Source organism: Streptomyces coacervatus (assembly GCF_029223485.1).
GTDB lineage: Bacteria > Actinomycetota > Actinomycetes > Streptomycetales > Streptomycetaceae > Streptomyces > Streptomyces coacervatus.
In genome coordinates, this window is record NZ_JARHTP010000026.1 from 118,015 (window position 1) to 143,734 (window position 25,720).

The 25,720-nt window shown below is 69.1% G+C and carries 25 protein-coding genes, 1 tRNA gene and 1 pseudogene; 15 read left to right on the top strand and 12 right to left on the bottom strand.

The features are described from left to right. Positions 1–17 precede the first annotated feature (17 nt). Both P2Q00_RS44450 and upp read right to left on the bottom strand, forming a co-directional pair. Positions 18–1,112 (bottom strand): annotated as a pseudogene (locus P2Q00_RS44450) (CopD family protein); the annotation flags it as partial. A 227-nt stretch (positions 1,113–1,339) separates the two neighbouring features. After that, positions 1,340–1,975 carry a uracil phosphoribosyltransferase gene (upp, locus tag P2Q00_RS44460; RefSeq protein ID WP_275780487.1) on the bottom strand — a complete coding sequence of 212 codons (636 nt, stop codon included), beginning with the start codon at positions 1,973–1,975 and terminating at the stop codon, positions 1,340–1,342. Between the two features lie 96 nt (positions 1,976–2,071). Here upp and P2Q00_RS44465 point away from each other — a divergent pair, with 96 nt between their 5' ends. The 9 genes from P2Q00_RS44465 to P2Q00_RS44505 all read left to right on the top strand — a co-directional run bounded on the left by P2Q00_RS44465 (position 2,072) and on the right by P2Q00_RS44505 (position 7,220). Next, positions 2,072–2,266 (top strand): hypothetical protein, encoded by a 195-nt coding sequence (locus P2Q00_RS44465; protein ID WP_181922396.1) that lies wholly within the window; start codon positions 2,072–2,074, stop codon positions 2,264–2,266. Between the two features lie 239 nt (positions 2,267–2,505). After that, the gene (locus P2Q00_RS44470) at positions 2,506–3,033 is read left to right on the top strand and encodes a tRNA adenosine deaminase-associated protein (RefSeq protein WP_275780488.1); all 528 of its coding nucleotides are present in this window, start codon (positions 2,506–2,508) and stop codon (positions 3,031–3,033) included. Positions 3,034–3,092: 59 nt separating this feature from the next. Beyond that, entirely contained in the window at positions 3,093–3,524 is a 432-nt protein-coding gene (gene tadA / locus P2Q00_RS44475) for a tRNA adenosine(34) deaminase TadA (RefSeq protein ID WP_275780489.1), read from the top strand. A gap of 68 nt (positions 3,525–3,592) precedes the next feature. Beyond that, positions 3,593–3,677: transfer RNA gene (locus tag P2Q00_RS44480), tRNA-Ser, on the top strand. An 83-nt stretch (positions 3,678–3,760) separates the two neighbouring features. Next, positions 3,761–3,937, top strand: coding sequence for a hypothetical protein (locus P2Q00_RS44485; RefSeq protein WP_185124107.1), 177 nt, complete (start codon positions 3,761–3,763; stop codon positions 3,935–3,937). Positions 3,938–3,963: 26 nt separating this feature from the next. Then, a complete protein-coding gene (locus tag P2Q00_RS44490) occupies positions 3,964–4,257 on the top strand; it encodes a Dabb family protein (protein WP_275780490.1) in 294 nt (97 codons plus the stop codon). A 216-nt stretch (positions 4,258–4,473) separates the two neighbouring features. Then, positions 4,474–5,322: an RNA polymerase sigma factor SigF gene (locus P2Q00_RS44495; RefSeq protein ID WP_275780491.1), complete on the top strand. Its 849-nt coding sequence runs from the start codon at positions 4,474–4,476 to the stop codon at positions 5,320–5,322. 246 nt (positions 5,323–5,568) lie between these two features. Then, positions 5,569–6,471 (top strand): RNA polymerase sigma factor SigF, encoded by a 903-nt coding sequence (locus P2Q00_RS44500; protein ID WP_275780492.1) that lies wholly within the window; start codon positions 5,569–5,571, stop codon positions 6,469–6,471. Positions 6,472–6,530: 59 nt separating this feature from the next. Next, a complete protein-coding gene (locus tag P2Q00_RS44505) occupies positions 6,531–7,220 on the top strand; it encodes a hypothetical protein (protein WP_275780493.1) in 690 nt (229 codons plus the stop codon). 27 nt (positions 7,221–7,247) lie between these two features. On the opposite strand, the gene P2Q00_RS44510 is transcribed toward P2Q00_RS44505, so the two are convergent. Next, complete coding sequence (locus tag P2Q00_RS44510) at positions 7,248–7,448, bottom strand: hypothetical protein (protein WP_275780494.1); 201 nt, start codon at positions 7,446–7,448, stop codon at positions 7,248–7,250. 195 nt (positions 7,449–7,643) lie between these two features. Between P2Q00_RS44510 and P2Q00_RS44515 the strand changes: the two genes are divergently transcribed. The 4 genes from P2Q00_RS44515 to P2Q00_RS44530 all read left to right on the top strand — a co-directional run bounded on the left by P2Q00_RS44515 (position 7,644) and on the right by P2Q00_RS44530 (position 12,216). Next, positions 7,644–8,150, top strand: coding sequence for a MarR family winged helix-turn-helix transcriptional regulator (locus tag P2Q00_RS44515; RefSeq protein ID WP_275780495.1), 507 nt, complete (start codon positions 7,644–7,646; stop codon positions 8,148–8,150). An 85-nt stretch (positions 8,151–8,235) separates the two neighbouring features. Next, positions 8,236–10,710, top strand: a complete 2,475-nt coding sequence (locus tag P2Q00_RS44520; RefSeq protein WP_486389016.1) for an MFS transporter — start codon at positions 8,236–8,238, stop codon at positions 10,708–10,710. A 141-nt stretch (positions 10,711–10,851) separates the two neighbouring features. Then, entirely contained in the window at positions 10,852–11,673 is an 822-nt protein-coding gene (locus P2Q00_RS44525) for a YceI family protein (protein ID WP_275780497.1), read from the top strand. A gap of 72 nt (positions 11,674–11,745) precedes the next feature. Further along, on the top strand, positions 11,746–12,216 hold the full coding sequence (locus tag P2Q00_RS44530; protein WP_275780498.1) for a PPOX class F420-dependent oxidoreductase: 471 nt from the start codon (positions 11,746–11,748) through the stop codon (positions 12,214–12,216). Here P2Q00_RS44530 and P2Q00_RS44535 read toward each other — a convergent pair whose 3' ends face one another. The 9 genes from P2Q00_RS44535 to P2Q00_RS44575 all read right to left on the bottom strand — a co-directional run bounded on the left by P2Q00_RS44535 (position 12,217) and on the right by P2Q00_RS44575 (position 24,343). Next, a complete protein-coding gene (locus P2Q00_RS44535) occupies positions 12,217–12,978 on the bottom strand; it encodes a TetR/AcrR family transcriptional regulator (protein WP_275780499.1) in 762 nt (253 codons plus the stop codon). A 121-nt stretch (positions 12,979–13,099) separates the two neighbouring features. Next, positions 13,100–14,506 carry an MFS transporter gene (locus tag P2Q00_RS44540; protein ID WP_275780500.1) on the bottom strand — a complete coding sequence of 469 codons (1,407 nt, stop codon included), beginning with the start codon at positions 14,504–14,506 and terminating at the stop codon, positions 13,100–13,102. Positions 14,507–14,571: 65 nt separating this feature from the next. After that, positions 14,572–16,830: a glycosyltransferase family 39 protein gene (locus P2Q00_RS44545; protein WP_275780501.1), complete on the bottom strand. Its 2,259-nt coding sequence runs from the start codon at positions 16,828–16,830 to the stop codon at positions 14,572–14,574. Positions 16,831–16,832: 2 nt separating this feature from the next. Then, positions 16,833–18,356: a bifunctional glycosyltransferase family 2/GtrA family protein gene (locus tag P2Q00_RS44550; RefSeq protein WP_275780502.1), complete on the bottom strand. Its 1,524-nt coding sequence runs from the start codon at positions 18,354–18,356 to the stop codon at positions 16,833–16,835. Positions 18,357–18,370: 14 nt separating this feature from the next. Next, a complete protein-coding gene (locus P2Q00_RS44555) occupies positions 18,371–19,990 on the bottom strand; it encodes a sensor histidine kinase (RefSeq protein WP_275780503.1) in 1,620 nt (539 codons plus the stop codon). Then, positions 19,987–20,727 (bottom strand): response regulator transcription factor, encoded by a 741-nt coding sequence (locus tag P2Q00_RS44560; protein ID WP_275780504.1) that lies wholly within the window; start codon positions 20,725–20,727, stop codon positions 19,987–19,989. Before P2Q00_RS44560 ends, P2Q00_RS44555 begins: the two co-directional genes overlap by 4 nt. Before the next feature lie 215 nt (positions 20,728–20,942). Then, positions 20,943–21,818 carry an amidohydrolase family protein gene (locus P2Q00_RS44565; RefSeq protein WP_275780505.1) on the bottom strand — a complete coding sequence of 292 codons (876 nt, stop codon included), beginning with the start codon at positions 21,816–21,818 and terminating at the stop codon, positions 20,943–20,945. A 1,126-nt stretch (positions 21,819–22,944) separates the two neighbouring features. Further along, positions 22,945–23,241 carry a hypothetical protein gene (locus P2Q00_RS44570; RefSeq protein WP_275780506.1) on the bottom strand — a complete coding sequence of 99 codons (297 nt, stop codon included), beginning with the start codon at positions 23,239–23,241 and terminating at the stop codon, positions 22,945–22,947. A gap of 217 nt (positions 23,242–23,458) precedes the next feature. After that, on the bottom strand, positions 23,459–24,343 hold the full coding sequence (locus P2Q00_RS44575; RefSeq protein ID WP_275780507.1) for a DUF2797 domain-containing protein: 885 nt from the start codon (positions 24,341–24,343) through the stop codon (positions 23,459–23,461). A gap of 177 nt (positions 24,344–24,520) precedes the next feature. Between P2Q00_RS44575 and P2Q00_RS44580 the strand changes: the two genes are divergently transcribed. Together P2Q00_RS44580 and P2Q00_RS44585 are read left to right on the top strand one after the other, a co-directional pair. Beyond that, entirely contained in the window at positions 24,521–24,976 is a 456-nt protein-coding gene (locus tag P2Q00_RS44580) for a MarR family transcriptional regulator (protein WP_275780537.1), read from the top strand. A gap of 177 nt (positions 24,977–25,153) precedes the next feature. Further along, entirely contained in the window at positions 25,154–25,402 is a 249-nt protein-coding gene (locus tag P2Q00_RS44585; RefSeq protein ID WP_275780509.1) for a hypothetical protein, read from the top strand. The last annotated feature ends 318 nt before the right edge of the window (positions 25,403–25,720 follow it).

Sequence of the window (25,720 nt, forward strand, 5' to 3'; positions counted from 1 at the left end):
CCGGTTTCGCTCCTCCGCTAGGCGGAGATGCGGACCGACTTCGTCACACTGACCTGGTCGATCTCGGAGGTCCTGATCGTGGCCTTCATGGTCCAGGTCCCGGCGATGGGCAGCGTGACCGAATCCGTGCCCCAGTAGCCGCCCTGATCGGTGAGTTTCGCGTCGAGCGGGCCGATCCTCTGCGCGGGCAGGGTGAGGGAGAGCCGTAGCTCCGGAACGGTGACGATGCCGCCGTCCGGCCCGAAGACCACCGCCTGCACGGTGTTGTCGCCGACCCGGCCCGGGTCGAGGGTGATCTGCACCTTGCCGCGCGCACGGCCGACCTCGAACGGGATCGTCGTGACCGACGCGGCGGGCAGCCCGCCGGCCGTCACCGGCGCCTGCGCCGCCTCGGCCGCGGCGCGCCCCGGCAGCGTGCTGCTGAGCACGGTCGTGATCACCAGCACCACGACCCCGACGGCGACTTCGGCGAGCACACTGCGGCGCAGATTGCGGCGGCTCGTGCCTCCGGCGGTCGGGACTGCGGGTTCCTCCGCGACGCTCGCGGGCGGCCCGCCCACCGGCTCGGGCACCCGTTCCCGTACGGCCGTCTCCGCGTCCGCCGTCACCAGCCGTGCCGTCCAGCGCCGGGAGAGGCCCGCCGCCGTCAGCAGCAGCACCACCGCGGCCAGCTTGACGAGCAACAGGCGCCCGTACGTCGTCCCCGTCAGCGCGCTCCAGGAGCCCAGGCCCCGCCAGGACTGGTAGACGCCGGTGCCGACCAGGACGGCCACGGAGGCGAAGGCGATCCGCGAGAAACGGGCCACGGCGGCCGCAGGGAGGTCCGTGCGCTGCAGCAGGACCAGCAGGGCCGTGAGGCCGCCCAGCCAGACCGCCATGGCCAGCAGGTGCAGCACGGAGGACAGCATCGCCAGGGGCACCTGGATACCCGCCGAGGCATGCTCGGAGACGGCCCAGGTGAGCGCGAGGGCGACGGCCAGGGCGGTACCGGCGGCGAGGAGCGGACGCGGCCATGCGTCGCGTTTGCGCAGTCGTACGGCGAACGCGGCGGTGATCAGCAGCAGGGCGAGCCGGGCCAGCAGGGCCAGCCCGGGGCGGCTCGTGAGGGTGCGGCTGTGGACCTGATCCTCGGCGATGCGTTCAAGGACCTGACGAAGAAGCCGGACGCCGACAGGGCACTGGCCGCGCTGGCCAACCCTCAGCCGACGCCCACGTCTTCAACGAAGAGCTGCTGAGTGCGCCTTCGCGCCTTAGGGGTGCGGTTGTAGTGCGACTGCGGGTCCGTTGTGGCTGGTCGCGCCCACGCGGCGGAGCCGCAAATCGACACAGCCCCGCGCCCCTATTCGGCTGCGCCGTAAAGGCGATCCCCCGCATCCCCCAGCCCCGGCACGATGTACCCGTGCTCGTTCAGCCGCTCATCGACGGCCGCCGTCACCACGGTCACCGGCGTACCCGCCAACTCCCGCTCCATGACCTCAACGCCCTCCGGGGCAGCCAGAAGCACGACGGCAGTCACATCATCCGCACCGCGCTTGATCAGCTCCTGGATCGCCGCGACCAGCGTGCCGCCGGTGGCCAGCATCGGGTCGAGGACGTACACCTGGCGGCCGGAGAGGTCCTCGGGCATACGGGAGGCGTACGTGGAAGCCTGCAGCGTCTCCTCGTTGCGGACCATGCCCAGGAAGCCCACCTCGGCGGTCGGCAGCAGCCGGACCATGCCGTCCAGCATGCCCAGGCCGGCCCGCAGGATCGGCACCACCAGGGGGCGCGGGTGGGAGAGCTTGACGCCGGTGGTGGGAGAGACCGGGGTCAGGATGTCGACGGCCTCGGTGCGCACGTCGCGGGTGGCCTCGTAGGCGAGCAGGGTGACCAGCTCGTCGGCCAGACGGCGGAAGGTCGCGGAGTCGGTGCGCTGGTCGCGCAGGGTGGTGAGCTTGTGGGCGACCAGAGGGTGGTCGACGACGTGGAGACGCATGCCCTAACAGTAACCGCGCCCCCGAGACCGTTGCGCTGGCATCAAACCGCCCATCAGAGGGAAAGTGGGAGGAACGGACCGGGGGGTGGTGTGCCTATGCCTGACCTGCCTGAGCGCGAAGCCCGCGAGGACTCGCCGTCGGCCGAGACCGACGCCGAGCGCCGGCGCCGCAGGGCCCAGTTCCTGCGTGATCTCGCCGAAGCCCGTGAGCTGAGGGACCGTGTCCAGCCCCGGCGCGCCAAGACCGCCCGGCTGCGCCACGCCATGCGCATGCGCACCTTCCGCTGGTAGCTACGGCCCGACTCGGGACGCGCGTAAGGGCGACCCGTTGCATGCAGACGCCGATCGCCGCGTACGATCCCGCTCGTGGTCGATCAAAACCGGCGGACACAGGGTGCCGAAGACGTCCCCTGAACGCCTTGTTTCTGCCACGATTCCGAGTGGGTGGGGCTCGGAGCACGCTCTCCCCGCCCAGGACTCCGCCGGGGGGACCTCCAACCGGCACGCCTAAGACCAGTGGGAGAGTCACGGTGTACTTCGCCGCACTGCTCGCGCGCACCGAAGACGGGTGGGAAGCGAGCGACACAGAGCTCGACGATGTGGAGACCCTGTCGGACCTGGCCGATCTCGCCCGGGAGGCCTCGCCCGAGGACGACACGGTTCTCGTACTGATCGAGCAGGAAGAAACGTGGTTCGGCGTCGTCCGTATCGACGGCGAGGACGACCCTCGTATCTATGTCTCGGACGCCGCCGCCGCTGCCCGCAGCAGTTACGGCGAGATCCTGCTCACCGACGAACTGCTCGGAAGGGAGCCCGGCGACGACGACGCCGACCTGGACTCCCTCGACCTCGACGGCACGGAGGACGGTGAGGACGAGGACGACGGCGACGAGGACGGCTCGTCCGCCGAGTCCGTGCCGCACAGCCCCGTCGGCGACGCCGAGATCCTCGACGACCTCGGTGTCAGCGCCAAGGAGCTGCGCAGCTTGGACGAGGACGCCCTGAACACGATCGCCGAGGCCCTGGGCGCCTCGGAGGTCCTGGAGACCGTCCGCTGACCGCTGCAGCGACCGCAGGAGGCACCCCCGACCCGGTACGCGACCGCTGGCGGGCCGCGATGCGGCTCGCCCTGGACGAGGCCGGACGGGCCGGCCGGGGCGGGGACGTCCCGGTCGGCGCCGTCGTCCTGGCCCCGGACGGTACGACGGTGCTCGCGGCCGGGCACAACGAGCGCGAGGCCACCGGCGATCCGACGGCGCACGCCGAGGTCCTCGCGATCCGCCGGGCCGCGGCCGCCCTCGGGGAGTGGCGGCTGACCGGCTGCACGCTCGTCGTCACGCTGGAGCCCTGCACGATGTGCGCGGGCGCGATCGTGCAGTCCCGCGTGGACCGAGTCGTCTACGGCGCCCGCGACGAGAAGGCCGGCGCGGCCGGCTCCCTCTGGGACGTCGTCCGCGACCGGAGGCTCAACCACCGCCCCGAGGTCGTCGAGGGCGTACTCGCCGAGGAGTGCGCGCGCATCCTCACCGACTTCTTCCGTTCCCGCTGAACACGCTGGATACCGACCCCCGAATACCGATTTCAGAGCACCACCCGGCGTGCTGTAAGGTCTCCCTCGGTAGCGTGTCCGAGCGGCCGAAGGAGCTCGCCTCGAAAGCGAGTGTGGCGCAAGTCACCGAGGGTTCAAATCCCTCCGCTACCGCTTTGAGAAGGGCCTCGTCGAAAGACGGGGCCCTTCGTGCGATCATGTGCCGTCGTTGGGCAAAAGTGACTCGGGAGGCCGCGATGGCGGTGAATGCCAAGAAGATCGCCGTCTATGTGCTCGTGGTCTTCGCGCTGTACGTGATCGTCACAGACCCGGCCAAGGCGGCCGACTACGTCCAGATAGGGTTCGAGGGCATCTCGGACGCCGCCAAGGCCATAGGCGACTTCTTCACCTGGCTCGCCAACGGCGCCCACTAGACCCGTAGACCCGGCTGGGAGCGCACATGATCCGCCATCTCGTCCTCTTCAAGCTCGACGAGGGCGTCGAGCGGGACGACCCGCGCGTCCTGGAGGGCGTCGATGCCTTCCGGTCGCTGGACGGGAAGATCCCCGAGATCCGCTTCTGGGAGCTGGGCTGGAACCTCAGCGACCGCCCCATCGCGTACGACTTCGCCATCAACTCCGGCTTCGACGACACGGCCGCGCTGCGGCGCTACGTCGAGCACCCGGAGCACCAGGCGGGCGTGACGCTGTGGAAGGAGTTCTCCACCTGGGTGATCGCCGACTACGAGTACTGAGCCGGACCCCGCCGGGGCCCTGCGCCGAAAAGGCGCAGGGCCCTTATGCGTTCAATGGGTCTTAAACCCCAACTTGCCCTCAACACGGCGTTATGCGGTGCTTGCACACAGTGCACATCTCTTGTGATGCTATGACCGCTTTTGCCGAATGCATTGAACGCGTGGGCCGTGTTGGCTGCGTCGACCGCGTTGACCGATTGCGAGGTGGAGTTGACCGTGCCGGCCAGTACTGCGCCTCAAGCACCGCCCCTGGAAGCCCCTCCGGCCCCACCGGCCCCACCGGAGGCCGTACCGCCGCGCAGCCGCGGCGCCGACACCAGGGCGCTCACACAGGTGCTCTTCGGCGAACTCAAGGGGCTCGGGCCCGGCACACCGGAGCACAACCGGGTGCGCGGGGCACTGATCGAGGCCAACCTCCCGCTGGTGCGCTACGCAGCCGCCCGCTTCCGCTCCCGCAACGAGCCGATGGAGGACGTGATCCAGGTCGGCACCATCGGGCTCATCAACGCGATCGACCGCTTCGACCCGGACCGGGGCGTGCAGTTCCCGACCTTCGCGATGCCGACCGTCGTGGGCGAGATCAAGCGGTACTTCCGCGACAACGTCCGCACGGTCCATGTCCCGCGCCGTCTGCACGAGCTGTGGGTGCAGGTCAACAGCGCGACCGAGGACCTGACGACGTCCTTCGGGCGCACCCCGACCACCTCCGAGATCGCCGAACGGCTGCGCATCACCGAGGAGGAGGTGCTCTCCTGCATCGAGGCCGGCCGGTCGTACCACGCGACCTCCCTGGAGGCCGCCCAGGAGGGCGACGGACTGCCCGGGCTCCTCGACCGGCTCGGTTACGAGGACCCGGCCCTGGACGGCGTCGAGCACCGCGACCTCGTCCGCCATCTCCTCGTACAACTCCCGGAACGGGAACAGAGAATCCTGCTGCTGCGCTACTACAGCAACCTCACGCAGTCGCAGATCAGTGCGGAACTCGGCGTCTCCCAGATGCATGTCTCACGGCTACTCGCGCGTAGCTTCCAGCGACTGCGATCCGCAAACAGGATCGAGGCGTAACCGGCAAGAGCGAATCGCTCACCAGGGCTGTTCCCGACGGTTCTGCGCCGAAAAACGCTCAGACCCCCTTTTTCCAGGGCTGATTCACATCTCGCATGTCGACATGTCACTACAGCGTGTTGCCGACATGTGACATTCTTCCCCAAGCGCGTTTGCCGTGGCTTCGGCTCCGGTATTCAGGTGAAGGCTGAACTCCTCACCAGGGGAGCATCGGCCGCGACCGTCCCGCGACCCAGAGGGGGTGGCATGTCCGCAGTCCAGGGCAGCTCCAAGGTGCTCACGCTCACGAAGAGCGAATCCGCGCCCGCCGACGCCGTGCTCGACGAAGCTCCGGTGCTGGAGGCCCCCGAGGCCCCGGCTCTCCCCGCCCCGGAGACCATCGACACCGCCATCGACACCCGCACCCTGTCCCGCTCCCTTTTCCTGCGGCTCGCCGCACTCGACGAGAACAGCCCCGAGCGCGCGTACGTCCGGGACACCCTCATCGAACTCAACCTCCCGCTGGTGCGCTACGCGGCCGCCCGCTTCCGCTCGCGCAACGAGCCGATGGAGGACATCGTCCAGGTCGGCACCATCGGCCTGATCAAGGCGATCGACCGCTTCGACTGCGAACGGGGCGTGGAGTTCCCGACGTTCGCGATGCCGACGGTGGTCGGCGAGATCAAGCGGTTCTTCCGCGACACCTCGTGGTCGGTGCGCGTCCCGCGCCGGCTGCAGGAGCTGCGTCTGGCCCTCACCAAGGCCAGCGACGAGCTCTCCCAGAAGCTGGACCGCTCCCCGACCGTCCCCGAACTCGCCGCCGTGCTCGGCGTCTCCGAGGAGGACGTGGTCGACGGCCTCGCGGTCGGCAACGCGTACACGGCCTCCTCGCTGGACTCCCCGGCCCCCGAGGACGACGGCGGCGAGGGCTCCCTCGCGGACCGCCTCGGCTACGAGGACACCGCCCTGGAGGGCGTCGAGTACCGCGAGTCCCTCAAGCCGCTGCTGGCCAAACTCCCGCCCCGCGAGCGGCAGATCATCATGCTCCGCTTCTTCGCCAACATGACCCAGTCGCAGATCGGCGAGGAGGTCGGCATCTCCCAGATGCACGTCTCCCGGCTGCTGACCCGGACGCTGGCGCAGCTGCGGGAGGGGCTCATCTCCGACTGATCCTCCTCAGGAGTCGTCTGAGGGTTCCTATTTGACGGAGCGTCAGCCACCATGGCGCGATGCTTCGGACGACATGGACACGTGGCCGTCGAGGCACCCTGATCGGTGCGTCGGCGGCCGTCGTCTGTCTGGGCGCCGCACTGGCTGCCTGCGGGGGCGACGGGCGTGAGGGATACGTCGCCACCGGCTCGGTGGGCGGTGCGCCTCAGACGTCGGGTACGGCAGCGGCGCCCACGGGCGGGGTGACCCTGGTACCGCTGGACGGCGGCCCGGAGAACGGCGGCTCCTCCGCGGGGAGCGGCAATGCGGTGAGCGGCCCCGAGGCGGGGGCGGGCGCGAGCGCCGGTCCGGCCGCCCCTTCGGCCGACGGCGCCAAGTCCGGTCGTACGACACCCGGTTCACCGTCTCCGACACCGACTGCAAGTCGTACGACACCTGTCGGCCCCGCGGCCCTGACCTGGAGCGACCCCACCCGCAAGGCCACGGACAAGCGATGGTGCGAGGACGTGACCCTCGTCTTCGCCAACTCCGGGGGCACGGCGGTGCGTTCCGGCACGGTGGCCTTCGGGACGCACATCATCGGTGCGCTCGGCATCGACTGGGGGACGGTCGAGTCGACCGCCGCGCTTCCGGCGCCGATCGGGGCCGGCGCACGGAAGAAGAAGACCTGGACGGTGTGCGTCGACGAGTGGCGCGTGCCGCTCGGCATGCACATCGAGACGCGGGACGTCGCCGTCCAGTGGAAGTAGCGATTCGCCTGAAGCGGCGATTCGCTTCTACTTCAGCGCGAGCCAGGCGACGGCCGCCACGACCGCCACGGCCACGACGATGCCGACGATCAGGCCGATGCGCGGACCGGCCGACGCGGGCGCCTGCTGCTGACGGCGGCCCTGCGGGCCCTCGTCGACGAACGCACGGAACATCTGGGTGTTGCCTGCGGGGTCGTGGTTGCCCTGGGGGCCCTGGGGGTTAGCCATAGCCCGAGACCCTAGCGAATCAGTGGTTGTGGCCCAAGTGGGGGGCTGTGCGCAACCGCAACCGCTCTCACCTGCGCATTTACATGCGCAATACTTGCCTTTGCCAAGTTTTTGTCCCGCACCCGGGTCATTTTGTTTGCCTGCAGCAACCAACAACTTCTATGGTTGCCCCAAGCAACGAATGCGGGAGGTGTGATGGCCGAGCGGGCGCAGTACGAGGAGCTGATCCGTCAGTTCAGCGCCTTCGGAGCCGTGAAGCGGGAGCTGGGACGGATCCTGCCGTCCGACTGCCCGAGCGGCAGCGCCGCGGTGCTGACCCTGCTCGGACGCTACGGCGACATGCGCATGAGCAAGCTCGCGGAGCTGCTCTCCGTGGACATGTCGGTCACCAGCCGCCATGTCACCCACCTCGCCGAACGCGGCTGGATCGACCGGTCCCCCGACCCGGCGGACAAGCGGTCCCGGATCCTGCACCTCACGCCCACGGGCCTGGCCCGGCTGGAGGCGCTGTCCGAGCGGACCACCCAGCTGCTGGCCGAGCGACTCGCCGACTGGAGCGACGAGGAGGTCGCCCAGCTCAGCCGGCTCATGGAGCGCCTGCGGGCCAGCTTCGACGACTGCCGCGCCGTACCGCCCCGGCTCCCGCCCCCCGCACGCGAACTCGAACTCGAACAAACCACCCGTACACCCGCAAGCACTTAAGAGAAGGAAGCCCATGGCAACGACCACACCAGCCGGTGTGCGGGCTCATGCCAAGCACGGGGGAGGCTCCGCCGAGTACGCCCCGATGACGCACCGGCAGATCATGGAGGCGATCTCCGGTCTGCTGCTCGGCATGTTCGTGGCGATCCTGTCGTCCACGATCGTCACCAACGCCCTGCCGCACATCATCAGCGACCTCGGCGGCGGCCAGTCCGCCTACACCTGGGTCGTCACCGCCGCCCTGCTGTCGATGACCGCGGCCACGCCCCTGTGGGGCAAGCTGGCCGACCTCTACAGCAAGAAGGCACTCGTCCAGATAGCCCTGGTCATCTATGTGCTGGGGTCCGCGGCCGCGGGTCTGTCCCAGAACGCCGGCATGCTCATCGCCTGCCGTGTCGTGCAGGGCATCGGTGTCGGCGGTCTGTCCGCCCTCGCCCAGATCGTGATGGCCGCGATGATCTCGCCGCGCGAGCGCGGCCGTTACTCCGGCTACCTCGGCGCGACCTTCGCCGTCGCCACCGTCGGCGGCCCGCTGCTCGGCGGTGTCATCACCGACACCAGCTGGCTCGGCTGGCGCTGGTGCTTCTACGTCGGTGTCCCCTTCGCCGTCCTCGCGCTGATCGTGCTGCAGAAGACGCTGCACCTGCCGGTCGTGAAGCGGGATGTGAAGGTCGACTGGGCCGGCGCGTTCTTCATCGCCGCCGCGGTCTCGCTGCTGCTGGTCTGGGTCACCTTCGCCGGTGACAAGTACGACTGGATCTCGTGGCAGACGTACGCGATGGTCGGTGGTTCGATCGTCCTCGGTCTGATCTTCGTGCTCGTGGAGTCCAAGGCGAACGAGCCGATCATCCCGCTGCGGCTGTTCAAGAACCGCACCATCACGCTCGCTTCGCTGGCCTCGCTGTTCGTCGGTGTCGCGATGTTCACCGGCACGGTCTTCTTCAGCCAGTACTTCCAGCTGGCCCGCGACAAGTCCCCGACGATGTCCGGCGTGATGACGATCCCGATGATCGGCGGTCTGTTCATCTCCTCGACCGTCTCGGGTCAGTTCATCACCCGCACCGGGCGCTGGAAGGCGTGGCTGGTCGGCGGTGGTGTGCTGGTGACGGCCGGCCTCGGCCTGCTGGGAACCATCCGCTACGACACGGCGTACTGGAAGATGTCGATCTTCATGGCCCTGCTGGGTCTCGGCATCGGCATGATGATGCAGAACCTGGTGCTGAGCACGCAGAACCAGGTCGACGCGAGCGACCTCGGCTCCGCCAGCTCCACGGTCACCTTCTTCCGCTCCCTCGGCGGTGCGGTCGGCGTGTCCGCGCTGGGCGCGGTGATGTCCCACCGGATCACGCACTACGTCAAGGACGGCATCGCCGCCCTCGACCCCAAGTACCAGGCCGCGCTGGCCGGTTCGAACTCCTCGACCGACAGCATCCCGGACATGGACAAGCTCCCGGCGCCGCTGCGCACCCTCATGGAGAGCTCCTACGGCCACGGCATCGCCGATGTCTTCCTCATCGCGGGTGGCCTGGCGGCCATCGCCTTCCTCATCACCCTGTTCATCAAGGAGGTCCCGCTGAAGACCAAGGGCGCGCTGGCGCAGGCCGCTGCCGGGGACGAGACGCCGGCCGAGCCTGAGGCTGCTCCGGCGGCCGTGGAGGCTCCCGCCGCTCACGCTGCTCCCGCTGCCGAGCACGTCCCGAGCTGGGCCGCGTCCTCCGACACCGAGGCCGCCGTCGACGGCACGCAGAGGCTCGCCGCCGTGGCGACCATCGCCCGGCCCGAGGAGTCGGCCGGTTCCGGCGGCATCCCGGTACGCGGCTTCGTCCGCGGCAACGAGAGCGCGCCCGTGCCGCAGGCCGCCGTCACGCTGATCTCGCTGGCGGGACGGCAGCTGGGCCGGTCGGTCGCGCAGGCCGACGGCTCCTACGCCGTCGAGGCGCCGAGCGTGGGCAGTTACGTCCTGATCGCCGCCGCCGACGGGTTCCAGCCGCAGGCGTCCACCGTCGTGGTGAACGGTGAGCCGGTCTCGTACGACATCCTGCTCAGCGGCACCAGCGGGCTGACCGGAGTGGTGCGGGCCACCGAGACCACGCTGCCCGTCAAGGACGCCATGGTCATCGTGACCGATGTGCGCGGGGATCTGCTGGCCACCGCCGCCACCGGTGAGCAGGGCGAGTTCTCCTTCGCGGAGCTGGTGCCGGGTGCCGTGACCGTCGCGGTGAACGCCGCCGGGTACCGGCCGCGCGCCCTGCCCGTCGAGGTGGGCGGCGCCGGGGTCACCCGGATCGAGATCGACCTCGACTCGGGCGCCGAGCTCCAGGGCGTCGTACGCGCCCCGCACGGGCCGCTGGCCGACGCACGGGTCACCCTGGTCGACGCGGCGGGCAACGTGGTCGGCACCGCCACCACCGGCACGGACGGTGCGTACGCCTTCACCGACCTGAACGGCGGCGACTACACGGTCATCGCGACGGGCTACCCGCCGGTGGCGACCGCACTGACGGTGAACGGCCGCGGCGTCGACGACCACGACATCGAACTGGCCCACCCGGGCGAGTAGTTCGAAGACCCCGGCCCGTGGCGGACGGCGTGCGCGCTCTGAGCGGAGGTGCGCGGACCGATGCCACGGGCCGGTTCTTTTTAGGCAAGCAAAGACCATTTACGGTCATTTACGACCAGTAGTTCTGCAGGGAGAAACGGGATGGGACTGACCGCGAAGATCCGTACGCGGGACGGATGGGCCGTGTCGCACGCGGTCGTCACGGTGACCGACATGACCGGCACTCAGGTGCTGCGCGCCGAGACGGACGCCGAGGGCGCCGTACGGGACGCCACCGAGCTCGCCGCGGGGCCGTACACCGTCATCGTCACGGCCGTCGGGTACGCGCCCGTCGCCTCCACCGCGCTCGTCACCGCGAGCGGACGGGCCGAGGTCGGGACGGTGACGCTGGCCCGGCAGGGCGGCACGGAGCTGCCGCCGCCCGGGCCGTGGACCATCGACCCCGCGCACTCCTCGGTGGGCGCGGTCGCCCAGCACCTGGGGATCTCCAGCGTGCACGGGCGGTTCACGGAGTTCGCCGGGCGCGTCGAGATCGCCCCGGACGAGGTGGCGAAGTCGCGGGTGGAGGCGGTCATCCGGGCCGCGTCCATCGACACGGGCAACGGCATGCGGGACGACCATCTGCGCTCGCCCGACTTCCTGGACGTCGAGAAGTACCCGGAGATCACCTATCGGTCCACCGGTCTCACGGCGGCGGGCGCGGACCGCTGGACGGTGCACGGGGAGCTGACGCTGCACGGCGTCGTACGGCCGGTGGATCTGGACCTGGCCTACCTGGGGACGGGCGCGGACCCGTGGGGCGGGACGCGGGCCGCGTTCCGGGCGACGGCGGAACTCCGTCGCGAGGACTTCGCCATGAACTACAACCAGGTGCTCCAGGCCGGCATCGCCGCCATCGGTACGACGCTGAAGGTGGAGCTGGACATCCAGGCGGTACAGGGGGAGTCGCTGCCGCAGGCGTGAACCTGAGCACGGCCTTGGGCGTAGGCACGGCAGGGACAGGCTCGGTGGCCGTCGTACGCCTAGGCTGACGGCATGGCACCGAACATCGCGACCAACACCCGCGTCTCCCTCGACGAGCTGCTGGACTTCGTACGACCGCGCCATCGCGCCATCCTGCTCACGCGCAGGGCCGACGGCAGCCCGCAGGCCTCGCCGCTGACCTGCGGGGTCGACGACTCGGGGCGGATCGTGGTCTCCACCTACCCCGAACGGGCCAAGACCCGCAACGCCAAGCGGGACGAGCGGGTCGCCCTCGTCGTGCTGAGCGACGAGTGGAACGGGCCATGGGTGCAGGTGGACGGCACGGCGGAGGTCATCGACTCGCCGGAGTCCGTGGAGCCGCTGGTGGAGTACTACCGGAACATCGCGGGTGAGCACCCGGACTGGGACGAGTACCGGGGGGCGATGCTGAAGCAGGGGAAGTCGATCATCCGGGTCACGCCCGAGAAGTGGGGGCCGGTGGCCACCGGCGGCTTCCCGGCACGGCTGATCTCCGGGGAGTAGTCAGCCGCGGTCGACCATCGCCTCGATGCCCGCCACCAGCAGATCCAGGGCGAAGTCGAAGTCCCGCTCCCACATCTCGTGCACCGTGTCGCCGCCGCGGGCCGCCATGATGTCCTCGTTCTCCTTGACGACCTCGGCGGCCTGCGGGTCCTGTGTCACCGCGGTCATGGCGTGCTTGAAGTACTCGTCCGCGGTCATGCCGAAGTCGGCGCTGCGGGCGTTGAATTGGCCCTCGATCGTGCCGAAGCCGTACACGAACTGGAAGACCGAGGAGATGGCGGCCGCCAGGCCGTGCGTGGGCAGGCCGGTGCGTCGGACGACGCGTTGTACGACGCGGGCGAAGGCCAGGTTGTTCGGGCCGATGTTGAGGAAGGTGCCGGCCAGCGGGGACAGCCAGGGATGGCGGACCAGCAGGGAGCGGTATTCCCTGGCCAGCGCGCGCAGCTGGTCGCGCCAGTCCTCGTCGGCGTCCGGGTCCGGGTCCGGCAGGCCGATCTCGCCGAAGGCCGCGTCCAGGGCGAGTTCCAGGAGGTCGTCCTTGGTGTCGACGTACCAGTAGACGGACATCGCGGTGACGTTCAGCTCGGCGGCCAGCCGCCGCATGGAGAACTTGGCCAGCCCCTCCGCATCCAGGAGGCGGACGGTCACCTCGGTGATCCGGTCACGGTCGAGACCCGACGGCTGACCGCCGCGACCGCCCCGGCGGACCTTGCCCTCCAGCCACACACTGGTCCGCGCCGCACGCTCGGCTGCCCTCACCATTGGCGCACCTTCCTCACTTTTCGACCGCCGGTCATGCTAAGCGCCCCTTAAGGGGCGCGGGGAACTGCGCGATCAACCACACACGGCCTGCAGCCGCACGCTTACCCCGCCACCCGAGCTCCTAGGCGACCACCACCTCCGAGTCTGCCCGCTCCGCCCTACGCAGCAACGCCGCCGCCAGCAACCCACCCAGCAGCACGGCACAGGCCCCCACCAACTGCCCCGCCTCCAGCCCCGCGGCCAGTCCAACCCTCGGCACGCGAGAGCTCAGCACCGCTCCGAGCACGGCAACCCCCAACCCGTTCCCGAACTCGGCCAACGTCCCGTTCAGACCGGCTCCGACTCCCGCCTTCTCCGGAGGAATCGCGCTCATGATGGCGTGCGCCATCGCCGGGTTGGCGACCGCGCAGCCGCCCCCGATCAGCAACAGCCCCAGCAGCGTCCCGGCGTAACCCCCGGAGTCCAGCAGCGCGATGGAGACGAGACCGGCCGACATCAGCACCATCCCCAGCGCGATGGACACCGGCGTACCGAGCCTGCCCGCCCACTTCGCCGACAGCCCCGAGAAGTTGAGCACGACGACCGTCAGAGCGAGCGGCGCCGTCCGCAGACCGGCCTCCAAGGGGCCGTAGCCGAGCACGAATTGCAGATGCTGGGTGAGCAGGAAGAGCGCGCCTCCCATGCCGAAGGTGATCAGCACCGCTCCGGTGACGGCACCCGTGAACCGGCGGTCCCGGAAGAAGTGCAGGTCGAGCATGGGGTACGGGATCCGGCTCTCCCAGTACGCGAAGCCACCGAGGACGAGTACGGCGACGGCCGCCGTGCCCAGCACCCGGCCCGACGTCCACCCGTGCTCCGGCCCGGAGATGATCGCGAACACCAGCGAGGCCATGCCTATCGTGGAGAGCAGGGCGCCGAGGAGGTCGGGGCGGTCACCGCGAGGGTTCTTCGACTCAGGGACCAGGGCCACTACGGCCACCAGACCCAGCGCCACCACCGGCAGGTTGATCAGGAAGATCGCGCCCCACCAGAAGTGGTTCAGCATGAAACCGCCGAGCAGCGGGCCGATCGCGAATCCGAGCGCGTTGACCGCGGCCCAGATACCGATCGCCTTCGGCTGCTCCTCGGGCGTGAAGATCTGCATCGCGACGGCGAGCGTGGTGGTCAGCAGCAGTGCACCGCCGACGCCCATGCCCGCCCGCGCCGCGATCAACTGGGCGGTGCTGCCCGCGAGTCCGGCCACCAGCGAACCGATGCCGAACAGCGCCAGGCCCGCGATCAGCATCTTCTTACGGCCGTAGCGGTCCGCCGCGCTGCCCGCGCTGAGCAGCAGGCCGGACTGGACGAGGGAGTACGCGTTGATCATCCACTGGATGTCGGAGGTCTCCGCACCCAACTCCTTTGTGAGGGAGGGGATCGCCACGTTCAGAACGGTGTTGTCGAGCAGCACGGTGAGCTGGGCGAGACAGATGACACCGAGGATCAGCCAGCGTTGGGGGTGGCCTTGGGACGTGGACGACGTAGACATGTTGTACACCGTATAGCTGTCAGCTATACGGTGTACAACAAGTTTCTCGTCAGCTGTTCAGTTGCTCAGCTGCTCGCCTTCTGCGTCAGGTCATAGAAGGTGGACGATCCGACCGTCACCTTCTTGAAGTTCTTCTGGACCCACGACGTGATCTGCGAGGACGTGCCGCTGCTGCTGCCGCCCATGCCGCCGCCGCTGCCGGACGAGATGAAGTAGTGGATCCTGCCGTCCGCCACGTACTTCTTGAACTGCGCCAGCGTCGGGGACGGGTCGGTGCCGTTGAAGCCGCCGATGGCCATCACCGCGTCGCCGGTGGAGAGCTGGTAGCTCGCCGCGTTCTGGGCGCCGATGGCGGCCGCGACCCAGGTGTACTTGGACGAGTCGGTCTCCAGCAGCTTCTTGGCCTGGGAGCTGACGCTCGCGCCGTTCAGCAGGCCGCCGACGCCACCGCCGCCGCCCATGCCGCCGCCGTCGCCACCCGTCTGACCGCCGGGCATGCCGCCCTGCCGGCCCTGCTGGTTCTGGGTGTTGCCGTTCTGGCCGGGCATGCCGCCGCCGAAGCCGCCGTTGCCGTTGCCGGTGGTGCCGCCGCCCGGGAAGCCGTTGCCGTTCTGGGTGTTGCCGTTGCCGTTCTGCTGACCCTGCTGGTTCTGCTGGCCCGGCATTCCGCCGCCCGTGCCGCCCCGCATGCCGCCACCGCCGCCGGGACCGCCGCGGCCGCCGCCCATCATGCTCGCGCCGGCCGGACCGGCCGTGACGATGGAGCCGGTGTGGCCCGTCTGCAGGGTGCTGATGGTGTACGCGGTCGGGCCGGCCAGTGAGGCCGCCAGGCCCACGGCCGCCGCCCCGAGGGCGAGCTGACGGTTGATCCGGCCGGCGAAGATCAGGCCGAGCGCGGCGACCAGGCCGCCGACCAGGACCAGGTACTTCAGCCAGGGCAGATAGTCCGAGGTGCGGTTGAGGAGGACGTACCCCCAGGCGGCGCTCGCCACGACCGCGGCCGCGAGGGTGAGGGACGCCCAGATCTCGCGCCTCTTCTCCCACAGGAGCGCGGAGCCCATGCCGATCACGGCGGCGAGATAGGGGGCGAGGGCCACCGTGTAGTACTGGTGGAAGATGCCCGCCATGTAGCTGAAGACGACCATGGTGAGGAGCAGCGAGCCGCCCCAGACCAGGAACGAGGCGCGGGTCACGGACGTCCGCTTGTACTTGCGCGTGGCCACCAGGCCCGCGCCGAAGAGGATCAGCGCGGCCGGCAGCAGCCACGAGATCTGGCTGCCGACCTCGGAGCTGAACATCCGGTTCCAGCCGGTCTCGCCCCACATGCCGGTGCCGCCGCCACCGCCACCGCCACCGACGCTGCCGGTCTCGTTGCCGCTGAGGCGGCCGAAGCCGTTGTAACCGAAGGTCAGCGAAAGGAAGCTGTTGTCCTGCGAACCGCCGATGTACGGGCGGGAGGAGGCGGGCCACAGCTCGACGATCGCGACCCACCAGCCTCCGGAGACCACCAACGCGGCCGTGGCGGCGGCCAGTTGACCGAGCCGCTTCCTCAAGGACACCGGCGCGCAGATCGCGTACACGAAGGCGAGCGCCGGAAGGATCAGGAAGGCCTGCAGGGTCTTGCCGAGGAACGCGAAACCGATCGCGACACCGGCCCACACCAGCCACTTCGTACGGCCGTCCTCGATGGCGCGGACCACGAAGTAGCAGGCGAGCGCCATCAGCAGCGCCAGCATGGCGTCCGGGTTGTTGAACCGGAACATCAGCGCAGCGACGGGAGTGAGCGCGAGCACCGCGCCCGCGATCAGACCGGCCCCGGGGCTGAACCGGCGGCGCACGGATGCGTACACGACAGCGACCGTCGCGATGCCCATGAGGACCTCGGGGACGAGGATCGCCCACGAGTTGAGGCCGAAGATGCGGACCGACAGCTCCATCGGCCACAGGGAGGCCGGGGGCTTGTCGACGGTGATGGCGTTGCCCGCGTCCAGCGAGCCGAAGAAGAACGCCTTCCAGCTCTTGCTGCCGGCCTGGACGGCCGCCGAGTAGAAGGAGTTGGCGTAGCCGGAGGCGCTCAGGTTGTAGAGGTAGAGCAGGCCGGTGGCGAGGAGCAGGCCGAGGAAGGCCGGGCGTGCCCAGCGGGGGTCCTCGGGGCGGCCGCGCCACAGTCTCCGTACAAAGGGCTGCTTGGGCTCGCCGGCCTCGGGGGCCGGGGCGGCCGACGGAGCCACGGGCTCCTGCACGGCCGTCGTCGGCTCCGGCCCCCAGGAGGAGGGGCCGTAGCCCTCCCCCTGATGGGTCGGACGGTCGTAGTGGGTGGTCATCGTCAGTCCCTCGGATCGGTGTCGGTCGGACGCACCGGCTGCAGATGCATGGTGGCGTCCTCCCAGCGCTGGTCCGCGACTTCACCGGCGCGGAACTGGGTCGTCTGGCGGTTCTGGTACTGGTACGGGTTCTGGTTCTGGTTCTGCACGTTCGGGTGCGCGTTCGGGCGCTGCGGCAGCGGGGGCTGCGGCTGGTACGCCTGCTGCGGGTACTGGGCCGTGGCGTAGGTCGCGTAGGTCGGCGAGGACGGGGTGTGCGAGGCCACCACCGTGGACTGCCCGCTGTCGCTCTTGTCCGGGAAGACCCAGGCGCGGAAGAGCAGGAAGCGCAGCACCGTCGCCGCGAGGTTGGCGGCGATGAGGACCGCCAGCTCGGTGGAGTGCCCGGGGTCGGACGTCGCCGCGTTCAGGGCGGCGAGCGAACCGCTGGTCAGGGCGAGCCCGATACCGAAGACCACCAGGCCCTGCGCCTGGTGCCGGACGGCGCCGCCACTTCCGCGCACTCCGAAGGTGAGGCGCCGGTTGGCCGCCGTATTGGCGACGGCGGAGACCAGCAGGGCGAGCGCGTTGGCGACCTGGGAGCCGCCGAACTGCCGGAAGAGGCTGTAGAGGACGAGATAGAAGAGGGTCGACAGTCCGCCGACGACACAGAACCCGACGAGCTGGCGGGCCAGCCCCTTCGGTACGTCCTGGATGTCGCGGTCGCGCGGGTCGTCGCCGAAGGGCCGGGTGATCCGGTCCAGCGGCAGCGACCCGGTGGCCAGGGCCTTGCCCACGCGCCACACCCCCTTGAGGTCCTCGGTCGCCGTCTTCACGATGTGGACGGTCGAGTCGGGGTCGTCGACCCAGTCGACAGGCACTTCGTGGATACGAAGCCCCGCGCGCTCGGCGATGACCAGCATCTCGGTGTCGAAGAACCAGCCGGTGTCCTCGACCAGCGGCAGCAGCACCTGCGCGACATCACGCCGGATCGCCTTGAAACCGCACTGCGCGTCGGAGAAGCGGGCCTGCAGCGAGCCCCGCAGGATGAGGTTGTACGCCCGGCTGATGAACTCCCGCTTGGGACCGCGTACGACGCGGGAGGAGCGGGCCAGCCGGGAGCCGATCGCCAGGTCCGAGTGGCCCGAGATCAGCGGCGCCACCAGCGGCAGCAGTGCATTGAGGTCGGTCGACAGGTCCACGTCCATATAGGCAAGGATCGGCGCCTCCGAAGCGGACCACACCGTCCGCAGGGCGCGACCCCGGCCCTTCTGCTCCAGTCGGAAGTTGGAGACCTCGGGGATCTCCTCCTCCAGCCGCGCCGCCACCTGTGGGGTGGTGTCCGTCGACGCGTTGTCCGCGATCGTGATGCGGAACGCGTAGGGGAACGTGCGCTTGAGGTGGTCGTGCAGTCTCTGCACACACGGCTGGAGGTCCTTCTCCTCGTTGTAGACGGGGATCACTACGTCCAGGACAGGCGTACCGGCGTCGCCGGCCGGGAGGTGCTCCCGCGCCGGCAGGGTGCCGGGAGAAGAGTCGGTTCGCATGACAACGACTCTGGTCAAGTGCCCTGTTGCACCCATGTGGTGGCACTGTGGTCTGCCTGTGAGTGCGATTGCCAATTCGTTTCGGGGGCCGGGCGGGGCAGCACCGGGGCAAGCGCCGGCAAATGCACGGTGAACACCGTGCGCCCAGGAACGCTGTCCACGGTCACGGCACCACCGTGCGCGGTCGCAACGGCCTGCACGATGGCAAGGCCGAGGCCCGTCGACCCGGAGGCACGGGAGCGCGACGAGTCGCCACGGGCGAACCGCTCGAAGACATGCGGCAGCAGCTCCGCCGGAATCCCCTGCCCGTTGTCCTCGACGTCCACACACATCCACGGTCCGCGGCGCTGGATGCGGGCGGTGATGGTCGTGCCGGGGGCGGTGTGCTTGCGGGCGTTGCCCAACAGGTTGACCAGCACCTGCTGGATCCGTGCCGCGTCCGCGGACACGAGCGCGGGCTCGTCCGGCAGATCGAGCCGCCAGTTGTGATCCATACCGGCCGCACGGGAGTCGCTGATCGTGTCGACGACCAGGGGTATGAGGTCGGTCTGCTCGAACTGAAGCGGACGTCCGGCATCCAGCCGGGCCAGGAGGAGGAGGTCTTCGACAAGCAGCGTCATACGGCCCGCCTCGGACTCGATACGACCGAGGGCGTGCCGGGTGTCGGGCCCGATCTGCTCTCTGCCACGCCTGGTCAGCTCGGCGTACCCGCGGATGGACGCGAGTGGTGTACGGAGCTCATGACTGGCATCGGCCACGAACTGCCGCACCCGCATCTCGCTCTGCTGCCGCGAGTGCAGCGCGCCATGGACATGGTCCAGCATCCGGTTGAGCGCGGCCCCGACCTGCCCGACCTCGGTATGCGGATCGGTCTCGGACTCGGCGACACGCTCGCTGAGGTTCACCTCGCCGGTGTGGAGGGGGAGTTCGGAGACCCGGGTGGCGGTGGCGGCGACCCGGCGGAGGGGGCGGGTGGCTACGCCGACGAGGACGTAGCCGGCGATTACGGCTGCGCCGAGGCCGGCGGCGGTGACGCTTACCTCGACGAGGATGAGGGTGTTGATAGTGCCGTCGTCTTCCGAGGTCGGGACGGCGACGTAGTAGCTGCCGTTGACACCCGTGACGTACTTGGCGTGATAGGTGCCCCGCCCGGGGATCTCCACGGTGTGGATCTTTTTGTCCTGGGCGACCTGGTTGAGCACCTTGATCTGGGCGTCGCTCAACGTCTCCGCGTCCATCTGCGGAACGTTGTTGGTGTCGGTGGACTTCTTCCCGACCTTGGCGTCGGTGATGGTGCCGTTCTGGACCTTCGCAGCGATCGTGCCCTCGGGCTGCGGGCCTTTGACGAACTGAATGAGGTCCGTGTTCCTGCCCTTCTGTTCGACGGGCAGGTTGCGGTTCCCCTTGTCGTCTCCCGGTGGTCCGAAACCACCCGAAGCGCGCGCCGAGACCTCGTCCAGCCGACCGTCCAACTGGGTGTAGAGATGCGACCGCAGCGCCAGAGTCGTCACCGTACCGATCACCGCACACACGGTGGCGATCAGCACCACAGAAGCGACGACGAGCCGCGCCCGCAGGGTGCGCGGCTGTCCCGCTCGTCGCTTCTGCGTACGCGGTCGTCGTCGTCCGCTCATGACGCGGCAGGCTTGATCAGATAACCGGCCCCACGCCGGGTGTGGATCATCGGCTCACGACCGGCATCGATCTTCCGGCGCAGATAGGAGATGTAGAGCTCGACCACATTGGCCTGCCCACCGAAGTCGTACGACCACACACGGTCGAGTATCTGAGCCTTGCTGAGCACGCGCCGCGGGTTCCGCATCAGGAACCGCAGCAGCTCGAACTCGGTGGCGGTGAGGTGGATACCCTCCCCGGCGCGGCTGACCTCGTGGCTGTCCTCGTCCAGCGTCAGATCGCCGACGACAAGCACGGAGTCCGACCGCCGGTCGGCGGCACCGGAGCGCCGGATCAGCCCACGCAGCCGTGCCACGACCTCCTCCAGGCTGAACGGCTTGGTGACGTAGTCGTCACCGCCGGCGGTGAGGCCCGCGATCCGGTCCTCGACCGCGTCCTTCGCGGTCAGGAACAGAACCGGCACGTCGGGCAACTCACGGCGCAGGCGGCCCAGCACGGCCAGCCCGTCCATGTCGGGCAGCATCATGTCCAGCACGACGGCGTCGGGCCGGAACTCCCGCGCGGTCTGGATGGCACCCGTGCCATCCCCTGCACTACGGATCTGCCATCCCTCATAGCGAAGGGCCATGGACAGCAGCTCGGTGATCGACATCTCGTCGTCCACCACAAGCACTCGGACGGGGCTCCCGTCCGGCCTCAGCAGTTCGGTGCGCCCCTGGGGCGAGGTCGTGGTCATGGTGGACACACTGTCTGGATCCTCTGAGAGCACCCTTTCGACAACCTGTGATTTCCCTAAGAAACGCACAGGCACCTCTCAGGGAACGCCTGGGAACCTCTTGCCCAGCGGCGCCCGCGCAGGTCGAGCCCATCATCACCGGCCGATGGTGATCAGGGCGTAAAGACTCCCTGTGGGGATCTTGAGTGTGAGTGACGTCGTTGGTGACGTCGTTCTCAAAGCCCGAACAACCGCGCCCCGTTGTCATGGCACACGCCCCGCAGCCACTCCTCCCCGAGCCCCAGCCGCTCCAGGGCGTGCAGCTGATGGACGTACGGATAAGGGATGTTGGGAAAGTCGCTGCCCAGCAGGATCCGGTCGCCGAGGTCGCCCAGCCGTGGCAGCGCCCGCCGCGGGAACGGCGCGAACCGCTCGCTGAAGTCCGTGAACGCCATCGTCGTGTCCAGCCGCACCTCCCGGTACCGCTCGGCGAGGTCCAGGAAGTCCTCGTACTCCGGCATCCCCATGTGCGCCACGACCAGCCGCAGCCGCGGATGCCGGGCGAGCACGCGCGCGACGGGCTCGGGCCCGGTGTGCTTGCCGGGCGCCGGCCCCGACCCGCAGTGCATCACCACCGGAACCCCGGCCTCGGCGAGCAAACCCCAAGCGGGGTCGAGGAGTTCACTCGCCGGGTCGTACGCCCCCACCTGTACATGCGCCTTGAAGACCCGTGCGCCCGCCTCGATCGCCTCCCGGACGTACGCCTCGACTCCCGCTTCCGGAAAGAGGGTTGAGGTGTGCAGACAGTCGGGCGTACGGCGGGCGAAGTCGACGGCCCAGTCGTTGAGCCACTGCGCCATGCCGGCCTTGTGCGGATAGAGCATGGCGGTGAAGCCGCGCACGCCGAACTCCCGTATCAGTGCGACCCGTTCCTCTTCCTCCTTCCGATAGGTGATCGGCCATTCGACGCCGCCGGTCAGCGGCCCGAGCGAGTCGAAGTAGCCCCAGACCTTGCGCAGCACCCGCTCGGGCATGAAGTGGGTGTGCACGTCGACCAGCCCGGGCAGCCCGAGCCGCTGCCAGAACCGCCGCACATCCTCGGCCTCAGGCATACGCCCTCGCGAATCCGTAACTGCGCTCGTCCAGGCGGTGGACGGTACGGAAGAGGTGACGACAGGCGACGGTGCAACGGGCTGATCGCTCATGTCGTCCACGATCGACCGGAGAGGGATGGGGTGTCCATAGCGCCTACCAAAGGAGATCCAGTAGTGGAGGGTGCAGGGTATGGGAGCCCTGGAGCGGATCATCGCTCGCCTGGGGCGAACTGACGAGCCGAATCCGTGTCCCGGCGGATTTGGGTTCGCGGCACGTGGAGATCTGACGGGCGAACAATGGGCCACAGTGGAGCCTCTGTTGTCGAGGTTGCACTCCGCGTTCTTGGCCGTAGCCCGCGAACCGTGCGACGCCATCGCGCGTTACGGCAAGTGCAGGCTGATGCGGGGAGAGATTCTCTCGGGGCGGATCACCGGTCTCCTCGAATTCGGTTATCGGGGAATCGGGAGCAGGAACGCAGGTATTCCCACTCGTCAGAGACATGGCGGGACGATTCCGCGCGGGTCACACGATTGGCCGCGCCCGAGATGAAACCCGCCGCAGGAGTAGGCAGAGTGATGGACGCAAGGCAACACACCAAACACGCCTGGAGATATCCATGTCACGAATAATCGCGATCGGCGCCGCCCTTGGCTTCGCTCTCGCAGCCACGGCCGGATCCGCGATGGCCGCGCCGTCAGTCCTTCACACCGCCACAAAGACCACAACGGTCCAGTCCAGCCCCATCGCCTATCGCCACGGCGGGGATGATGGCGACTGCGACGGCGTCGGCAACCAGTGTGCATGACACCTATCCCCGCGTGAGATAGGGACAGGCAGAGGAGGAGGGCTTTATGCCTGTCATTTCCTCCTCTGTCTCCCTAACGCGCAACACTCACTCTACGAATATGCCGCGGTCGGTGTCGGCCTCGCCATAGACCCGGATCCAGGAGGCAGCCTGCTACAGCCGGAGTAGCCCAGAGGCTAATCGGGCTTGCCAATTCACTGCTCATCTTGGTTGTTTAAACGTTGGTTGCCGCTCGTGGCCAGCGGCCTTGGAAGTAGCCTGATTCAACGGTCCCGCGGCCGGTCCGGCTTGGCGGGACACGGATGACCGAGCCGAGCACCAACGCGCAGGCCGCGCCCTCACCACGGTCGTAGCGGCCCCGTTGGGTGTCGGGCGCTGTCCCGGTGGCCAACCGGACAGGGCGACCGCGGCGGCACGCCCTGCGATGGCAGGACCAGCAGGGCCCTCACCAGGGCGGTGAGGAATGCCTCGAAGCCACCAGAGTCGGGCAGGGAGCCGAGCTCCCCGTAGAAGGCGGCGCGACGATCGAGGCGAAGGGCCACTCCGATGCTGTCAACGGTGCGCTGGATGACGTTGCCTGTGAACCCGGTGGCTGCCCGGGCTTCGGCCATCCCGTTCTGCCACTCGGCTGTCATCTGAGTCTCCTTTCGCCGTGCGACCCAGGTACCGCCACGGCACCTTCGGAGACGGCTGAGCAGGCTACGCATCGGGGCTCCTAAGGACGCGGACGGGCCAATACTCCAGGTCACGCCAGGGGTCCGGACAGCCTTCCTCCGCCTTACTGACCGACTCCCAACCTGAACCGCATGGCCGAGGCGCCGCACGCCGGCCCGTTCAGGTTCGACCGACAACTCAGAACAAGCCGTCCTGCGCGCTGGGTCCACGCTTGAACTCCTTTATCGGAAGGGTGAGTTCGCCCTCTCCTACAGGTCCCGCGGCAGGAAGCAACTCCCACCCCCGCATCAACCGCGTATCCAGCACAACGACGCCGCGCCCGGCCACCAGATGCAGATCCGGCCCGGCCGCCGCAACCAACCGCCCGTTCACCGCCCCGCCCGCGACAAGCTCGGTCACCTCGCCGACGGCGGCCGGCAGGTCGGCGAGCCCGAACACCTCGGTGTGATCGACCGGTTGGCAGGGCTCACGGGCGAGTGACTCCGGCCAGCCGTCGAGTGCGAGCGCCCGCCCGTGCAACTCCTCGACCTCTGCCGCCCGCTCCGCCTCCGCCACCGGCAACCCGGACCGCACTGCCCGCTTCTCGGCGTACGGAATCCGGTCCGGCACCTGGAGCGCGGCGCGCAGCAACTCCTCGGTGCGCCGCGCCGCCATCAGCGGCCCCACCCCCAGCCAGCTGAAGCACACCGCACCCTGCTCAAGCAGCCGTGCGGAGCCCCGCTCCTCGGCCGTGATCCCGACCTTGACCATGCCGGGCCCGAACCACGCCAGATACACGTGGTACGGCCGCGGGTCGTCCGCGATCGTGTCGGCGGCCACCGAGTGCGCCCGGTCCAGCCGCGCACACTCCTCGCACCGCGCCCCCGTACTCCGCCCCGACACGACCGCCCGTACCGGACACGCATGTCCACGCGCGCCCACACATGTCCGCACACCCCCGTCCGCGACCCCGAAGGCCACCCGTTTCCCCCACGGCAGCGAGCTCACCCGCCCGCCGTCCCACACCAGCACGGGGCCGTCCCCCGACCACCGCAGTCCCGTGCACTTCCATGACCGTGCCATCGCTCACGAGAGTAAGAGGGGGCACTGACAACGGCCTGGCGCGGCGGGAAGGGGATACCGCACGCGGGGGTCCGAAGCCGCAACCAGCTCTTGCCGGGTGTCAGAGGTATCGATTCTTCCCACCCCGAGGCAACCCGCCCCAGCTCAGCCCCCGACTCGGCAGCCGCAGGCTCCGACCTGAACGTCACCGACCTGACCTGCTTCGCCTACGCCATCGAGGCTGGCGAGAACCCGCTCACGGCCGGTGCCCTGGCAGCCCGCGCCCACGTCACCACGGGCGCGGTCATCGGAATCCTCAACCGCCTGGAACGCGCCGGCTACGTCACCCGCCGTCCCGACCCGGCGGACCGACGCCAGGTCCGCGTAGCCGCCCTGTCGGGCGTGGAGGCCCGCGCCTGCGAGGTCTACGAGCCGTACTACGCCCGCCTGAGCACACTCAAGGAAACCGCCATGAAGCCGCTCCTGCCCTCCCGGACGAGCACCACCATGGACGACCTGACCGAGGAGCACCTCCACGAGACCGCCTGGCGGCCGCCGCTTGAACTCGTCCAGATGTGTCCGCCCATCTGTGTCGGTGTCAGATCCCGAAAAACACGAGGCCCTGGAATCCTTTGGGGCCTCAAATGCGTGTGAAATCAACGGGATTCGGGCCTGCCACGTGACCGGAGCAACGATGCCCGGTTCGCCCGGTTGCGCGCGATTGACCCCTTCTGCCAGCCCCGAAGAGCGCGGCGGGACATATCGGATTAGCCTCCTAAATGAGCGCCTAGTGGATCTTTGATGTGCGCTCCATTCACCCAAGGAGGAGTCATGCGCAAGCTTCACAAGGCCGCTGTCGCGGCCGCCATCCTCGGTAGCTTCACCTTCATAGCCACCGGCACCGCCACCGCCCAGCCCGCGCACCTCATGCATGAAGGCGGCGGGTGCAGGTCCCACGACCTGAACATCGACATCCTCGGTCAGGTCGGGCTGCTCAACGGCCTGTTGGGCAATGCGCTCAACGGCGAGGGCAACGCGGGCGGCCAGAACAACCACGTCGGTTCCAGTACCTGCGAATAGGTAGCTACTGATCGCGTCACCTAGCTGACCGACTTGGGTCTCGGCGCCCGGAGCACAGCTCCGGGCGCCGAGCGCTGTCTCCGCCCACGCGCTACCGCACCCCTCGAAACGCAAGAATGAAAGGGACTGACGGTCACCCCGGGGCCTGACGGTCGCCCGGGGCCGAATCGACGCCTGCGAACCGTGCAACCACGGCTAGAACATCGTGTTGTCGTTGGCGGCCCTGCCGATCGCGGTGAGCGCAGATTCGAGTGCGACCGGGGGCCACGGCCACTACCGCGATGGCGCCCTGCTCCCCTGAAGCACTCAGACACAACG

What these genes read in the sequence shown, in the direction of transcription:
- P2Q00_RS44565 (WP_275780505.1), bottom strand. Translation starts at nt 21,818, where the DNA reads ATGCCTGAGGCCGAGGATGTGCGGCGGTTCTGGCAGCGGCTCGGGCTG.
- P2Q00_RS44585 (WP_275780509.1), top strand. Translation starts at nt 25,154, where the DNA reads ATGCGCAAGCTTCACAAGGCCGCTGTCGCGGCCGCCATCCTCGGTAGC.
- P2Q00_RS44515 (WP_275780495.1), top strand. Translation starts at nt 7,644, where the DNA reads ATGGCCGAGCGGGCGCAGTACGAGGAGCTGATCCGTCAGTTCAGCGCC.
- P2Q00_RS44485 (WP_185124107.1), top strand. Translation starts at nt 3,761, where the DNA reads ATGGCGGTGAATGCCAAGAAGATCGCCGTCTATGTGCTCGTGGTCTTC.
- P2Q00_RS44560 (WP_275780504.1), bottom strand. Translation starts at nt 20,727, where the DNA reads ATGACCACGACCTCGCCCCAGGGGCGCACCGAACTGCTGAGGCCGGAC.
- P2Q00_RS44520 (WP_486389016.1), top strand. Translation starts at nt 8,236, where the DNA reads ATGACGCACCGGCAGATCATGGAGGCGATCTCCGGTCTGCTGCTCGGC.
- P2Q00_RS44530 (WP_275780498.1), top strand. Translation starts at nt 11,746, where the DNA reads ATGGCACCGAACATCGCGACCAACACCCGCGTCTCCCTCGACGAGCTG.
- P2Q00_RS44575 (WP_275780507.1), bottom strand. Translation starts at nt 24,343, where the DNA reads ATGGCACGGTCATGGAAGTGCACGGGACTGCGGTGGTCGGGGGACGGC.
- P2Q00_RS44500 (WP_275780492.1), top strand. Translation starts at nt 5,569, where the DNA reads ATGTCCGCAGTCCAGGGCAGCTCCAAGGTGCTCACGCTCACGAAGAGC.
- P2Q00_RS44505 (WP_275780493.1), top strand. Translation starts at nt 6,531, where the DNA reads ATGCTTCGGACGACATGGACACGTGGCCGTCGAGGCACCCTGATCGGT.
- P2Q00_RS44535 (WP_275780499.1), bottom strand. Translation starts at nt 12,978, where the DNA reads ATGGTGAGGGCAGCCGAGCGTGCGGCGCGGACCAGTGTGTGGCTGGAG.
- P2Q00_RS44525 (WP_275780497.1), top strand. Translation starts at nt 10,852, where the DNA reads ATGGGACTGACCGCGAAGATCCGTACGCGGGACGGATGGGCCGTGTCG.
- P2Q00_RS44540 (WP_275780500.1), bottom strand. Translation starts at nt 14,506, where the DNA reads ATGTCTACGTCGTCCACGTCCCAAGGCCACCCCCAACGCTGGCTGATC.
- P2Q00_RS44490 (WP_275780490.1), top strand. Translation starts at nt 3,964, where the DNA reads ATGATCCGCCATCTCGTCCTCTTCAAGCTCGACGAGGGCGTCGAGCGG.
- upp (WP_275780487.1), bottom strand. Translation starts at nt 1,975, where the DNA reads ATGCGTCTCCACGTCGTCGACCACCCTCTGGTCGCCCACAAGCTCACC.
- P2Q00_RS44555 (WP_275780503.1), bottom strand. Translation starts at nt 19,990, where the DNA reads ATGAGCGGACGACGACGACCGCGTACGCAGAAGCGACGAGCGGGACAG.
- tadA (WP_275780489.1), top strand. Translation starts at nt 3,093, where the DNA reads ATGCGGCTCGCCCTGGACGAGGCCGGACGGGCCGGCCGGGGCGGGGAC.
- P2Q00_RS44550 (WP_275780502.1), bottom strand. Translation starts at nt 18,356, where the DNA reads ATGCGAACCGACTCTTCTCCCGGCACCCTGCCGGCGCGGGAGCACCTC.
- P2Q00_RS44545 (WP_275780501.1), bottom strand. Translation starts at nt 16,830, where the DNA reads ATGACCACCCACTACGACCGTCCGACCCATCAGGGGGAGGGCTACGGC.
- P2Q00_RS44465 (WP_181922396.1), top strand. Translation starts at nt 2,072, where the DNA reads ATGCCTGACCTGCCTGAGCGCGAAGCCCGCGAGGACTCGCCGTCGGCC.
- P2Q00_RS44510 (WP_275780494.1), bottom strand. Translation starts at nt 7,448, where the DNA reads ATGGCTAACCCCCAGGGCCCCCAGGGCAACCACGACCCCGCAGGCAAC.
- P2Q00_RS44570 (WP_275780506.1), bottom strand. Translation starts at nt 23,241, where the DNA reads ATGACAGCCGAGTGGCAGAACGGGATGGCCGAAGCCCGGGCAGCCACC.